This is a genomic window from Ruthenibacterium lactatiformans, from assembly GCF_000949455.1.
Taxonomy (GTDB): domain Bacteria; phylum Bacillota; class Clostridia; order Oscillospirales; family Ruminococcaceae; genus Ruthenibacterium; species Ruthenibacterium lactatiformans.
On sequence record NZ_JXXK01000002.1, the window covers coordinates 118,051 to 130,158 of the forward strand.

General features: G+C 57.5%; 16 protein-coding genes. 11 read left to right on the forward strand and 5 right to left on the reverse strand.

The genetic code is table 11. The features are described from left to right. Positions 1-34: 34 nt before the first annotated feature. From TQ39_RS02490 to TQ39_RS02500, 3 genes are all read right to left on the reverse strand, one after another. Positions 35-1,366 carry a redoxin domain-containing protein gene (locus TQ39_RS02490; protein ID WP_050004558.1) on the reverse strand — a complete coding sequence of 444 codons (1,332 nt, stop codon included), beginning with the start codon at positions 1,364-1,366 and terminating at the stop codon, positions 35-37. 189 nt (positions 1,367-1,555) lie between these two features. Further along, positions 1,556-2,038, reverse strand: a complete 483-nt coding sequence (locus TQ39_RS02495) for an RrF2 family transcriptional regulator (protein ID WP_009326032.1) — start codon at positions 2,036-2,038, stop codon at positions 1,556-1,558. Between the two features lie 215 nt (positions 2,039-2,253). Further along, complete coding sequence (locus tag TQ39_RS02500) at positions 2,254-2,577, reverse strand: winged helix-turn-helix transcriptional regulator (protein WP_009326033.1); 324 nt, start codon at positions 2,575-2,577, stop codon at positions 2,254-2,256. A gap of 203 nt (positions 2,578-2,780) precedes the next feature. On the opposite strand from TQ39_RS02500, the gene acgA reads away from it, so the two are divergent. The 6 genes from acgA to TQ39_RS02530 all read left to right on the forward strand — a co-directional run bounded on the left by acgA (position 2,781) and on the right by TQ39_RS02530 (position 7,038). Further along, a complete protein-coding gene (gene acgA / locus TQ39_RS02505) occupies positions 2,781-2,975 on the forward strand; it encodes an ACGX-repeat peptide (protein WP_050004435.1) in 195 nt (64 codons plus the stop codon). A 98-nt stretch (positions 2,976-3,073) separates the two neighbouring features. After that, on the forward strand, positions 3,074-4,105 hold the full coding sequence (acgM, locus tag TQ39_RS02510) for a radical SAM/SPASM domain protein, ACGX system (RefSeq protein WP_050004436.1): 1,032 nt from the start codon (positions 3,074-3,076) through the stop codon (positions 4,103-4,105). A 2-nt stretch (positions 4,106-4,107) separates the two neighbouring features. Next, a complete protein-coding gene (locus TQ39_RS02515) occupies positions 4,108-4,686 on the forward strand; it encodes a nitroreductase family protein (RefSeq protein ID WP_050004437.1) in 579 nt (192 codons plus the stop codon). A 9-nt stretch (positions 4,687-4,695) separates the two neighbouring features. After that, entirely contained in the window at positions 4,696-5,310 is a 615-nt protein-coding gene (locus TQ39_RS02520; RefSeq protein WP_050004438.1) for a 4Fe-4S binding protein, read from the forward strand. Positions 5,311-5,369: 59 nt separating this feature from the next. Beyond that, positions 5,370-6,254 (forward strand): SIR2 family NAD-dependent protein deacylase, encoded by an 885-nt coding sequence (locus TQ39_RS02525; RefSeq protein WP_050004439.1) that lies wholly within the window; start codon positions 5,370-5,372, stop codon positions 6,252-6,254. Beyond that, entirely contained in the window at positions 6,247-7,038 is a 792-nt protein-coding gene (locus TQ39_RS02530; RefSeq protein ID WP_050004440.1) for a protein-ADP-ribose hydrolase, read from the forward strand. Before TQ39_RS02525 ends, TQ39_RS02530 begins: the two co-directional genes overlap by 8 nt. A 62-nt stretch (positions 7,039-7,100) precedes the next feature. Here TQ39_RS02530 and TQ39_RS02535 read toward each other — a convergent pair whose 3' ends face one another. Then, positions 7,101-7,937 carry a deoxyribonuclease IV gene (locus TQ39_RS02535; protein ID WP_009326040.1) on the reverse strand — a complete coding sequence of 279 codons (837 nt, stop codon included), beginning with the start codon at positions 7,935-7,937 and terminating at the stop codon, positions 7,101-7,103. A 133-nt stretch (positions 7,938-8,070) separates the two neighbouring features. On the opposite strand from TQ39_RS02535, the gene TQ39_RS02540 reads away from it, so the two are divergent. Then, positions 8,071-8,763: a DNA alkylation repair protein gene (locus tag TQ39_RS02540; protein WP_050004441.1), complete on the forward strand. Its 693-nt coding sequence runs from the start codon at positions 8,071-8,073 to the stop codon at positions 8,761-8,763. Between the two features lie 66 nt (positions 8,764-8,829). Here TQ39_RS02540 and TQ39_RS02545 read toward each other — a convergent pair whose 3' ends face one another. Beyond that, positions 8,830-9,453 carry a DUF6198 family protein gene (locus TQ39_RS02545; protein WP_009326046.1) on the reverse strand — a complete coding sequence of 208 codons (624 nt, stop codon included), beginning with the start codon at positions 9,451-9,453 and terminating at the stop codon, positions 8,830-8,832. 143 nt (positions 9,454-9,596) lie between these two features. Between TQ39_RS02545 and TQ39_RS02550 the strand changes: the two genes are divergently transcribed. The 4 genes from TQ39_RS02550 to TQ39_RS02565 all read left to right on the forward strand — a co-directional run bounded on the left by TQ39_RS02550 (position 9,597) and on the right by TQ39_RS02565 (position 11,948). Continuing rightward, positions 9,597-10,433: a MerR family transcriptional regulator gene (locus TQ39_RS02550; protein WP_050004442.1), complete on the forward strand. Its 837-nt coding sequence runs from the start codon at positions 9,597-9,599 to the stop codon at positions 10,431-10,433. Further along, the gene (locus tag TQ39_RS02555; RefSeq protein ID WP_117472325.1) at positions 10,423-10,734 is read left to right on the forward strand and encodes an MGMT family protein; all 312 of its coding nucleotides are present in this window, start codon (positions 10,423-10,425) and stop codon (positions 10,732-10,734) included. Before TQ39_RS02550 ends, TQ39_RS02555 begins: the two co-directional genes overlap by 11 nt. A gap of 105 nt (positions 10,735-10,839) precedes the next feature. Beyond that, positions 10,840-11,715, forward strand: coding sequence for an AraC family transcriptional regulator (locus TQ39_RS02560; RefSeq protein ID WP_050004443.1), 876 nt, complete (start codon positions 10,840-10,842; stop codon positions 11,713-11,715). Beyond that, on the forward strand, positions 11,712-11,948 hold the full coding sequence (locus tag TQ39_RS02565) for a hypothetical protein (RefSeq protein WP_050004444.1): 237 nt from the start codon (positions 11,712-11,714) through the stop codon (positions 11,946-11,948). The genes TQ39_RS02560 and TQ39_RS02565 overlap by 4 nt, the downstream gene beginning before the upstream one ends. Positions 11,949-12,108: the final 160 nt, after the last annotated feature.

Consider the following 12,108-nt stretch of genomic DNA (forward strand, 5'->3'; position numbering starts at 1 on the left):
CGCCGGGGCGCCTGCTTATTTCCCGCCGGCTCCGTCAGCCCGCGCGTCTGCCGTCCAACGTCTTCTGAACGATGCTGTCCATGATGTCCCGCGTCAATGTGCTTTCCACGTAACCAAACACATTGCCCTCCCGGTCGATCATAAACGTTGTGGGAAAGGCCCGCACACCGTATGCCGCGAACACCTCGCCCGTGGTATCCATCGCCACGGGATAGGTATAGCCGTTTTCCTCCAGAAACCGCTTCACCTCGTCTTCGCTTACATCCTGATTATACGGATATTGATCGGACTTTGGGTTCGCCACGGCCAGAACGACCACGTCTTCCTCGTTCAGCCCCAGATCCTCATACATCGCCTGGATGTCCGGCATCTCCCGCTGGCAGGGGCCGCACCAGGTCGCCCAGAAGTTCAGGAATACGACCTGGCCCTGATAATCCGAAAGCGTGTGCGTCTTGCCGAACTGGTCCGTCAGCGTGAAATCCGGTGCGGGGATCTCCGGCTGCTCCGAGCTGGCTGCAGAGCCGGAAGACGCCGACGCATTATCCGGCCCGGACGATGCATCGCCTCCCTGTCCCGCCGCGCTGTCTGACGGCACGGAAGACGAAGGGGCGGCGGAAGACGCCGACGTCCCAGCGCCGCCCAAGCCGGAGAGATAGCTGGTAAAGCCGTTCATCCAGCCTGTCAGCATCATTACGCCCATCAGGATCATCAGCACACCGCCCGCCTTGACGGTATAACGCACCGCTTTCTGGTGTTTTTTGAAAAAATCCAGCAGCGAGCCCGTGAAAAGCCCTACCGCCAGGAACGGCAGCACGAACCCCAGCGTATATACGCCGATGAGCAAAAAGCCCTGTGCGGAAGAGCCAGCCGACGTTGCCATGATGAGCACGCTGCCCAGTGCCGGGCCGACGCACGGCGTCCACGCAAAACTGAACGTGAAGCCGAAAAGAAACGCCACCGCGGGATTCATTGAGAGACGGTCAAGACGGATGGGCAGGCGACGTTCGGTGCTGAGCGCGCGGGAACGGAACACGCCCAGCTGGTACAGGCCGAACAGAATGATCAGCACGCCGCCGATGCGCGCAAACAGCGCGCGGTTATCGGAGAAAAAGCGGCCCAGCGCCGTAAACCCCAGCCCCAGCGCAAAAAAGGTAAAGCTGACGCCCAGCACAAAAAACACCGTATTGCGCATTACACGGCCGCGTTTGTAGCGCACTGTGCCGTCGGCGTCCACACTTTTCGCGCCGCCCGCCAGATACCCGATGTACAGTGGTACCAGAGGCAGCACGCACGGGGAAAAGAAGCTGAGGATGCCCTGCAAAAATACCGCTGCGGCGGAAACGCCTGTTTCAAGAGTAAAACCCATAGAAGTCTCCTTTTTGTTATATTTAAAAAATTCCGCAATAAAAAGGTTCATCTTGATGGCCGCGGGCCGGGGACGGCCCTCATGGCCTAAAAAATAGCCTCCGGCCATTTTTTATTGTTTTTCAATAAAATCCTTTCCCGGCAGCCCTCTAAAAAAGACACCGGAATGAAAACCGCCTGCGGGAGCCTTTTACTTCGCCCCGCCGTGCGCCGCGGCAGCTTTTTCTTTTTTTGCCCGGCCGCACGGCCCGGCCAGCGGCTTGCCGTCGAACAGCCGCGCCTCCAGCGCGGCTACCGTGACGCTTTGCAGACGTTCCTTGCACAGCGCGTCCAGGCCTGTGTACACTTCGTCCATCAATGCGCCCATGCCGCTTGCCACAAGACAGGGCTTATCCACGTCGCCGCTGCGCCACGATGCCGAAACGAACGCAGCACCTACCGCCTGCGCAATGTCGCACAGGGTCACGGTATCCGCCGAGCCCGCAAAGCGGTAACCCCCCACAGCGCCCTCGTGCGTTTCCACCAGCCCCGCCCGCTTGAGCTGGGCCATCACCTTGCGCACCCGGGCCGGGTTTGTACAAATATTCTCCGCCAGCACCTCGCTGGATACCATATCCCCCTTGTGATGCAGAAATACCATCGCGTGTACCGCGATGCCGAATTCGCTTGTCATCTTTCCGCTCCTTTTTAATTCCGCTATAAGTGCTCCGCACGGCCATTGCCGCCGGACAACTGTAACTTTTGTTATCTCAGTTTAATTGTTATACTATCAGTTACAGTTTGATTTGTCAACTCCTTTCGGCGCACAGCCTTTCCCCTCGCGGCAGTTTTATAGAAAAGGAAAAGCCCGGATGTCCCACCTGCAAAGGCGGGTATCCGGGCTTTTTCTCATCCCTGGTTTTTGTAGTTGTTTCCCCACACTTCCATCGCGTCCATGATAGGCCGCATGGATTCTCCCAACGCACTCAAGGCATACTCCACGCGGGGCGGAACTTCGGGATAAACCGTTCGGGTAATGATGCCGTCCTCTTCCATAGAGCGAAGGCTGTCGGTGAGCACTTTCTGGCTGATGCCCTCCAAATTTTTCCGCAGTTCATTGAAACGCCACGGCCGCTGCAGCAGATTCCGCATGATCAGCAGCTTCCATTTGCTGCCGATCAGCTGCACGGTGGTCGCGACCGGACAGGCCGGCATTTCTTCCTTTGTCAACATCAGGGAGTGCTCCTTTCCAATGCTTTAAATATGAATATTGCATTCAAATTATAATACAAAGGTGCTTTCACCGCAAGCGAAGGTCACCAAAAGGTAACTATGTAATAAAAAAGTGCGTACTTTTTTTCTTTGCCGCCGGCTTTTACAATACAGTCAGAGGGACAAACAACATCCCTCAAATAAAAAAGACGGAGGTAACGATCATGGCACTATCCAATCTGTTTGGCTGGGCACAAAAAAATGGGGAGGCTGCCGCCTCGGCCTGCGGTTCAGCCTGCGGCGCCGGGGACAAGCCCGAAGAAAAGCCCGCGGCCTGCGGTTCAGCCTGCGGCGCCGGGGACAAGCCCGAAGAAAAGCCCGCGGCCTGCGGTTCGGCCTGCGGCGCCGGGGACAAATAACTTCCCTGTTTTCCCGGCCGGGTTTCGGCCGGGTTCCTGAAAGTATAACCGGCCCCGGCCGGAGCAATAGAATTCGCCGATGGAACGGAGAGATCAAGATGAAAGAATATTTTGCCTTTCAATGGCACATAACGGACGAATGCGACCAACGGTGCAAACACTGCTACATTTTCTCGGAAAACAACTGCAAGCACCTGGATGCCATGACCTGGGAGCAAATTCAGGAAACCTTTTACAACTGTATGGACTTCTGCGAGGTATACGGCAGGCTGCCGTACTTTTACATCACCGGCGGCGACCCTATCCTTCACCCGGACTTTTGGCGGCTGCTGGCACTTTTGAAGGAGCACGACATTTCTTTTGCCATCCTGGGCAATCCGTTCCACCTGACCGACGAGGTCTGCATGCGTCTGAAGGGATACGGCTGCCGGAAGTACCAACTTTCTCTGGACGGCATGCGGGAAACACACGACTGGTTCCGCAAGCCGGGCTCTTTTGACTGTACGCTGGAAAAGATCGGGTGCATCAACCGGGCGGGCATCCGTTCGGTGGTCATGACCACCGTTTCCGGCGCCAATATCAGCGAAGTGCCCGATATCATCGACACGGTGGTGAAAGCGGGCGCAGATGTGTACGCTTTCGCCCGCTACTGCCCTACCAGCGGCGAAAAGGACACCGGCATGACACCGCAGGACTACCGGCAGCTTTTGGATATCTGTTATCAGAAATATCAGAAATACGAGGCCGAAGGCTGCAAGACCTGCTTCAACAAAAAAGACCATCTTTGGACGCTTTACGAATATGAAAAAGGGATATTCAAAATCCCGGAGGATGCGCAGGACGGCATGATATACGGCGGCTGCAACTGCGGCAACTGCCATATGACCATTCTTCCGACCGGAGATATCTATGCCTGCCGCCGGGTCCAGAACAGCAAGGTGGGAAATGTTTTTTCGGACCGGATCGCAAACGTGTGGATCTGCCGGATGGAGGCCTATCGGGATTACAGCAAATTCGAAAAGTGCGCAAAATGCGAACTGCTGCCTTACTGCCGCGGCTGCCCCGCAGTGGCAAGCGGCAAGGACGGAAACTTTTATGCGGCTGACCCGCAATGCTGGAAAGAGGTGTAAGCATGGAATTTTTCGATCTGGTAAAACGCCGGCGTTCCATCCGAAAATATCAGGACCGGCAAATCGAACGCGGCGATTTGGAAAAAATCATTCAGGCGGGGCTTTGCGCGCCCAATGCCGGCGGCGGACAGCGCGCGATCATCGTCGCAGTGCGAAACCGCGCGCTTTGCGAAAAAATCGGGAGGCTGAATATCGCTAAATTCAACCGAAACAGCCTGGCCGGCTCTTACGTATCATCAGAACAGCCCAGCATCATCGACGACCCCTCGATCCGAAGCGGATTTTACGGCGCCCCCACGGTCTGCGCGGTTTTCGGGCCGAAGAATTTTCTGTACAGCGTTGCGGACGCCTTCTGCTGTGCCGAAAACATGGCTCTGGCCGCCACGGAACTGGGGCTTGCCTCCTGTCTGATCGCACGCGGCGAAGAAACCTTCGACAACGAACCGGGGGCCGCGCTTTTGAAGGAATGGCGGATCCCGGACGGATATGTTGCACGCTGCTTCGTGCTTTTGGGGTACCATGCGGGAGCTTATCCGCAGGACAAGCCCCGAAGGGCCGACCGCAGCCTGGTCGTAGAATGAGGTGGGCTTATGGATGCACAGACCTGTTTGAAAAAGCTGCAGTGTGTCGGGGTGCTGAATTTTTCCACCGTCGGCCTGGACGGAACACCGCAGGCGCGCTGTATCAGCGCCATCCATTATACTTCGGACGCGCTTTATTTTTTCACTGCGCGCGGAAAAGAATTTTGCCGTGAACTTCTTCACGACGGACAAGTACAGATACTGGCGTATACCCGGTATAAAGAGATGATCCGTGTATCCGCAAAGGCCGTTCCTGTACCAGAAGCGGAACAAAAACGCTGTATCGACCTTATTTTTCAGGAACAGCCTTATCTTTCCAATGTGTATCCGGGCGCCACGCGGGAAATCGGAATCGTCTTTGTTGTCCGGGATATGCGGATCGAGTATTTCCATTTGGGTGTGAAGCCCATTTTCCGGGAGACGTATACGCTTGGAAAGGGAAAACACACGCCAAAAGGTTACGAGATTACCGGGGAGTGCATCGGCTGCGGGAAATGCGTTCAGATCTGTCCGCAGCAATGCGTTGCACCGGGAACACCCTATCACATCGCACAGGAGCACTGCCTGCATTGCGGAAATTGCTTCGAGCAGTGTCCCGTACAGGCCGTCACGAAAAAAACTTGAGGTGCAGTATGAATGGCAAAGAAAAACAGCGGCTCCGGCGCGGAGGGAAGGCAGAGACAATGCTTAGGGCACGTACCCGGACAGAAAAAGACGTTTTTTCGAAAACGGAACGGCTGAAGCAGGCGCTTGAAACGGCCGACGCCGTTCTCATCGGTGCGGGTGCGGGGCTTTCCGCCTCTGCGGGATTTACATATTCCGGGGAACGCTTTCACCGGTATTTCAGTGATTTTGAAGCAAAGTACGGTTTTCATGATATGTATTCCGGCGGCTTTTATGCTTATCCCACTCCGGAAGAGCACTGGGCGTACTGGAGCCGGTATATCCAGGTCAACCGTTATGAAGATGCCCCAAGGCCCGTTTACGATTCGCTGTACCGGCTCATATCCGAAAAAGATTATTTTGTACTCACGACCAATGTGGACCACTGTTTTCAGAAAGCGGGTTTTGATAAAAAACGGCTGTTTTACACACAGGGCGATTACGGTTTGCTCCAGTGCTGCGAGCCGTGTCACCGGCAGACCTATGATAACCGGGCCCTTATCCTGCGCATGGTGGAAGAACAAAAAAACATGCGCATCCCCACCGCGCTGATCCCGCGGTGCCCGAAATGCGGAAAGCCCATGGCGGTGAACCTGCGTTCGGACGACCGTTTTGCCGAAGACGAAGGCTGGCGGAAAGCCGCTGGCCGGTATGCGGATTTTCTGCACCGCCACGATGGCATGCACATTCTCCTTTGGGAGATCGGCGTCGGATACAACACCCCGGGCATCATCAAATATCCTTTTTGGCAGATGACCGCGCAAAATCCAAACGCAGTATATGCCTGTTTGAACAGCGGGCAGGCTGTTTGCCCCGGGGCGATCCAACGGCAGTCCATCTGCATCGACGGCGACGCGGGCATGCTGCTGCAGGCGCTTCTCGCGCCGGAGGAGTCCTATGAATGAGCTGGAAAGCCTATTGCAATTGAATAAAATGCTTCTGGCCGAATCGCCCCAGTACCTGGCGCAGGCAGCCGCTTTCCCGCCGGATGCGGAAGCGCAGTGGCGGCTGTTCCGCTCGCTCGTCAATGTACGGGCACCGAGGCCGGCCGGCGGGGATTTCTTAGCGCTGCAGGACAGCTTGCTGCAAAAAATAACCGCCTGCAAGGGAGTCACCGCCTTTCATTCGCTGACGCCGATGCAGAAAGGCCTGTACCTGTGGCGGGGCGATATCACCACCCTGCAGACTGATGGGATCGTGAACGCCGCAAACAGCGGGCTGACAGGCTGTTATCACCCCTGCCACCAATGCATTGACAATGCGATCCATACGTTTTCCGGTGTTCAGCTTCGGCTCGCCTGCGCTTCCATAATAAAAGCGCAGGGCCGCCCGGAGCCTGCCGGACAGGCGAAAATAACAAGGGCTTACAACCTGCCTTGCCGTTATGTCCTGCATACGGTCGGGCCGGCTGTGGCGGGAGCCCCCTCGCAGAAGGACCGCGATTTACTGGCGTCCTGTTACCGTTCCTGTCTTGCGCTGGCGGAAAAGCACGGGCTGCGCTCCATCGCATTTTGCTGCATCTCTACCGGAGAATTTCATTTTCCCCGCCGGGAAGCAGCGGAAATCGCAGTCAAAACCGTAAAAGAATATTTAAATGCCTCTCCCGGGCTCCTGGTCGTTTTTAATGTTTTTACGGAGGAAGACCACAAGATCTACCATGATCTGCTCCGGCCGCTCAAGCACAGGTGAATCCTCTTCCGCAAAAAGCAGAGGCCGCTTTTTCAAGCGGCCTCTGCTTTTTGCCATAACGTCTATCCCTCGTACGCTTCGCGCAGCATGGCGATTTCCCGCGCCCAACCGGCGTCGTCGTTTGGCGTCTCTAAAATAAAAGGCAGTTCACGCAGCGCGGGATGGTTGATGATGCGCCGGAAAGCCTCGAAGCCGATGTGTCCCTCGCCGATCTTTGCATGTCTGTCCTTATGCGCGCCCAGCGGATTCATACTGTCGTTGATGTGCACCGCACGCAGGCGGGAAAGCCCCACCGTTTTGTCAAACTGTGTCAGAACGCCGTCCAGATCGTTGACAATGTCGTAGCCGCCGTCCCACACATGGCAGGTGTCCAGACACACGCCCATTTTTTCGTCAAGCGCAACGCCGTCCAGAATTGAACGCAGCTCCTCAAAGGTGCGCCCTACCTCGCTGCCCTTGCCCGCCATGGTCTCCAGCAGCACCATGGTGCGCTGCTCGGGCAGCAGCACGCTGTTGAGCTGTGCCGTAATGAGCGCCACGCCCGTCTGCACGCCCTGCTGTACATGGCTGCCCGGATGAAAATTGTAGTAGTTGCCGGGCGTATGCTCCAAGCGCGCAAGATCGTCCCGCATCATGTTCTGCGCAAATTCCCGCAGGCCCGGGTCCGCCGCACAGGCGTTCATCGTATAAGGCGCATGGGCCACGATGGGGCCTTCCACGCCGTTTTCCGCCGCTTTGTCCAAAAATTCCGCCACATCGGCCTCATCCAGCGCTTTTACGCTTCCGCCCCGTGGGTTGCGCGTGAAAAATGCAAATGTGTTCGCTCCCAATTTGCGCGCCTGCCGTCCCATGGCGGCATAGCCCTTGGAGGAAGAAATATGGCTCCCGATCTTCAGCATTCCATCGTCCTTTCCGCCGTCGCCCTGCGCGGCCCGGCGCTGTGTGCTTCTGTCACGCGCCCGTGTGGCGCGTCTCTGCACATATTGTAGCATATCCCGCCGGATTTTGGTAGAATGGACAGGGGTGATTTGTGTGGAGATCGACATAAAGGCTGAACTTGTCCGCCTGGCCGAACCGGAATACGCCGTTTTTTCCCGCAGGCTTTTGCCCGGCACGGAAAACGTGCTGGGCGTGCGCCTTCCCCTGCTGCGCCGCCTTGCGCGCCGCATTGCCAAGGGGGATTGGGCCGCCTATCTGGATACCGCAGGAGACGGCTCGTTTGAAGAAGTCATGCTGCAGGGAATGGTCATTGGTGCTATCTGCGCGCCGCCGCAGGAGGTTCTGGCCCGCACCGCTGCTTTCGTGCCGAAAATAGATAATTGGTCGGTGTGCGACAGCTTTTGCAGCGGACTGAAGCTGGCCCGCACGCATCCGGAGCCGGTGTGGGAATTTTTGCAGCCTTATTTTGAGGACCCCCGCCCCTTTGCCGTGCGTTTCGCCGTGGTGATGCTGCTGTTTTATTACATCGACGCGCAGCATCTGCCCCGCGTGCTTGCTCTGCTGGAGGAAGTACACAGCGACGAATACTATGTAAAAATGGCTGTTGCATGGGCTGCCTCCATGTGCTATGCCGCATTTCCCGACGAGACGCTGCCCTGGCTGCAAGCCGCGCGGCTGGACGAATTTACTTACCGCAGGACCATCCGGAAAATTTGTGAATCTCATCAGGTCAATGCAGAGCAGAAATCCCATTTGCGCGCACTGGAGCGGCGTCGGCAGGGTTGACGCACCATTGTCCTCAGCCAAAAATGGACGCGGTCAAAAGGCCGCGCCCGTTTTTTGTTTTTCGCCCTATGCTCCCTGCTCCGCCGCCGCGCACGGCGCGCCGATACGCTGGATGCGCTCGATGAGGAACGAGGACAGCGTCACCGTAATGAATGAGAATACGATGCGCCCTGCCGGAATGTACGTCAGCGACAGCGCCAGCACAATGGCGTCTGTCATAAAATAGGATTTGGAGAGCGTCAGCTTCGTAAACTTGTTCAGCAGCAGCGCCAGCACATCGTCGCCGCCGGACGCGCCGCCCGCACGTACAACAAGGCCCACGCCAACGCCCACGAACACTCCGCCCAGCAGCGCGGCAATCAGCGGTTGGCCGGAAAGGTCTGGCAAAACCGGGCCGACACGCTCCCACAGCATATAAAAGCAGGCGAAGCCCGCGCTCGCCGCGATGGCATATTTGAAAAACGCCTTGCCCAAAAAACGAAAGCCAAGCGCGTAGCAGATGACGTCAATGACAAATTCACTAACGCCCGGCGAAATGCCGAACCAGTGATGCAGCAGCAGCGTGGTGCCCAGCACACCGCCCTCGGTAACGCCGCTCTGGCTGTGGACATTGAACAAGCCGAAGCTGAGGATGGCCGCTCCCAGCAGCAGCACAGCATAGCGTGTCAGGGTTTCCTTTGCGGGTCTCATGGGTATCAAATCTCCTTCCAATGTTTGCAAAGCCATTATAAACCCTCGTATCGTCCTAAGGTCAAGCATCTTTTTCGCTTGTATTCTCCGCCCATGGACGGTATACTTTTTACAAAGCCTTTTACACCGCCGGGAGGAATTGGATGAAGGAATATTACAAGATCACCGAGGTGGCGCGGCTGTACGGCCTTTGCACGGACACGCTGCGTTATTATGAGGAACAGGGCCTGCTGCATCCCCATCGCAGCGAGGCGGGCTACCGCCTGTACAGCATCGACGATATCTGTAACCTGAACGTAATCCGCGCCCTGCGGGAGCTGGACATGCCCGTAGAGCACATGCGCCGTTATTTCGGGGAACGTACAGTGGCCTCCACACTGGACATGCTGGACGAGCAGGACGCTGCCATCCGGGCGCGCATTGCCGCCCTGCGGGACGCGCGTGCCGCCGTGGATGCGCGCCGGGCGCGTTTGGAGCGGTATGACGGGCAGGAACCGGGCCTGCTGCGCCTGCTGGAGCTGCCGGAACGTCCCTGTCTGCAATTGCAGGAGGACGTTATCCTGGAGCGCGAGATCGACTTCGCACTGAAAAAACTTGCCCACCGCCACGAGGAGGTCATTCGTGCGCTGGGTACCCAGTGCATGGGCGCGGTGCTGGACGAATCGCAGCGCGCCCGGGGGATCTACAACCATTTTTGCAGCGTGTTCTACCTGGGCTGCCGCAGGCGGGAAGCGGACGGCGCGCTGCCCGCGGGCGCTTACGCCAGCGTTTTTTACCGCGGTCCGTACAGCCAGCTTGCGGACGTATGCGCCGCGCTGTGGCCCCGTCTGGCCGCACAGGGCCTGCGGCAGGACGGGCCTGTGATGGAACTTTACCACATCGACGCCCACGACACCGCGCGGGTGGACGAGTATTTGACGGAGGTCCAGGTGCGCGTGGCGCGCGCGGGGCAGAAAGGGAGCGGGGAGCATGGCGTCTGAATTCACAAAACGCATTTATGAGGTCGTACGGCAGATCCCACGGGGCTGCGTGGCCTCTTACGGGCAGGTGGCGTTTCTTGCCGGGAATCCGCGCGGCGCGCGGGGCGTCGGCTTCGCGATGCACCGCAGCCCCGAGCCGGGCGGCATCCCGTGCCACCGCGTGGTATTTAAAGACGGCGGCCTGTGCGGCGGCCTTGCCTTTGGCGGCGAGGGCATACAGCGCGCACTGCTGGAGGAAGAAGGCGTGGTTTTCCTGCCGGACGGCCGCGTAGACATGGCCCGCTGCGGCTGGCTGAAATAAAATTCTTCCGCCGCTCCCCCTCCGCGTGACAGCGGACAGCACAGAATGTCAGGAACGGGAGCGCGGATTCCTTTATCATGGAATCACGCGGAAAGGGATGGCGCAATGAATTGGATCACCGGGATACAGCGGGCGCTGGACTACGTGGAAGCCCATTTGATGGAATCCGTTGACTATGAAGAAGCAGCGAAGCAGGCCTACTCGTCCAGCTTTCATTTTCAGCGGGTGTTCAGCATCCTGTGCGGCTTTACGCTGGGAGACTATATTCGAATGCGGCGGCTCACTCTGGCCGGCAGCGAACTTGCATCGTCGGACATTCGGGTAATCGACGCGGCTTTGAAATATGGCTATGATACGCCGGAGAGTTTCAGCCGTGCCTTTACCCGCTTTCACGGCGTGCCTCCCTCACAGGCAAAGCATGGCGCGGCGCTCAAAGCTTTTTCCCCTCTTTCCGTGAAACTTACTTTAGATGGAGGAAGCACAATGGATTACAGAATCGAAACAGTGGAAGCCTTCCGGCTCATCTGCCGAAAAAAGCAAATTCCCAGCCGGGCCGAATTGACGGAGGCGGTGATCTCCCCATTTTGGCGCGAATGCACCACCGACGGAACCATTGAGGCGCTGTGCCGCTATATCCCGGAACCCAATATCTTTGGCGACCGAATCGTGGGTGCCAGTTTCGGACGGGATGCCGCGGATGCGGAATTCCCCTACGCCATCGGCGCGCCTTACAACGGAGCACCCGTCACGGATGCGGGATTGACCGTAGAAGACATTCCGGCCCACACTTATGTTGTATTTCCCTGCACCGGGCGAATGCCGGAGGCACTTCAAAACCTTTACCAAAAGGTATGCAGCGAATTTTTCCCGGCCAGTGAATATCAGCCCTGCGGCGGAACGGATTTTGAGGCGTATCCCTCGGCAGATGTGGACGACCCCAACTACACCTGCGAAATCTGGGTGGCGGTTGAAAAGAAATGATTTTTCAGACGGTCGAAAAAGGCAAAGAAGGAAAAGAAACGTCCGAAAAAAAAGCTGGCGGTGGCAAAGCCATGCATCTTTGCGCAGCAAAGTGCAGGCCACGCGGCGAATGCCGCAAAAAAGGGGTGGTGACCGCGCCCGCAGGCGCGTATCGGAGCGGCACGAAGCCTCCCTTGCGGACCACCCCGCTGAAAGCGCGGCTCTTAGCGCGCAGACGCCCCTTTTTCATTTGAAGTAACCCCGCGATGCCCCGCAGGGCCAGTGCCGAGGCGTGTAGAGTGAAACGACCGCCGAGGGCCACCGTGTGCGGCGAACGGGCCGAAAGCCCTGTTCGCCGGCAGCCCGGCGCAAAAGCGCAGCTTTTTCGGCAAGCTGTCTGTCCACTTGAAAAAG

Bases quoted from the DNA above. Each gene is read 5' to 3' on its own strand.
- TQ39_RS02560 (WP_050004443.1), top strand. From the start codon at position 10,840: ATGAATTGGATCACCGGGATACAGCGGGCGCTGGACTACGTGGAAGCC.
- TQ39_RS02515 (WP_050004437.1), top strand. From the start codon at position 4,108: ATGGAATTTTTCGATCTGGTAAAACGCCGGCGTTCCATCCGAAAATAT.
- TQ39_RS02545 (WP_009326046.1), bottom strand. From the start codon at position 9,453: ATGAGACCCGCAAAGGAAACCCTGACACGCTATGCTGTGCTGCTGCTG.
- TQ39_RS02565 (WP_050004444.1), top strand. From the start codon at position 11,712: ATGATTTTTCAGACGGTCGAAAAAGGCAAAGAAGGAAAAGAAACGTCC.
- acgM (WP_050004436.1), top strand. From the start codon at position 3,074: ATGAAAGAATATTTTGCCTTTCAATGGCACATAACGGACGAATGCGAC.
- TQ39_RS02550 (WP_050004442.1), top strand. From the start codon at position 9,597: ATGAAGGAATATTACAAGATCACCGAGGTGGCGCGGCTGTACGGCCTT.
- TQ39_RS02535 (WP_009326040.1), bottom strand. From the start codon at position 7,937: ATGCTGAAGATCGGGAGCCATATTTCTTCCTCCAAGGGCTATGCCGCC.
- TQ39_RS02500 (WP_009326033.1), bottom strand. From the start codon at position 2,577: ATGTTGACAAAGGAAGAAATGCCGGCCTGTCCGGTCGCGACCACCGTG.
- TQ39_RS02555 (WP_117472325.1), top strand. From the start codon at position 10,423: ATGGCGTCTGAATTCACAAAACGCATTTATGAGGTCGTACGGCAGATC.
- TQ39_RS02495 (WP_009326032.1), bottom strand. From the start codon at position 2,038: ATGACAAGCGAATTCGGCATCGCGGTACACGCGATGGTATTTCTGCAT.
- acgA (WP_050004435.1), top strand. From the start codon at position 2,781: ATGGCACTATCCAATCTGTTTGGCTGGGCACAAAAAAATGGGGAGGCT.
- TQ39_RS02520 (WP_050004438.1), top strand. From the start codon at position 4,696: ATGGATGCACAGACCTGTTTGAAAAAGCTGCAGTGTGTCGGGGTGCTG.
- TQ39_RS02525 (WP_050004439.1), top strand. From the start codon at position 5,370: ATGCTTAGGGCACGTACCCGGACAGAAAAAGACGTTTTTTCGAAAACG.
- TQ39_RS02490 (WP_050004558.1), bottom strand. From the start codon at position 1,366: ATGGGTTTTACTCTTGAAACAGGCGTTTCCGCCGCAGCGGTATTTTTG.
- TQ39_RS02530 (WP_050004440.1), top strand. From the start codon at position 6,247: ATGAATGAGCTGGAAAGCCTATTGCAATTGAATAAAATGCTTCTGGCC.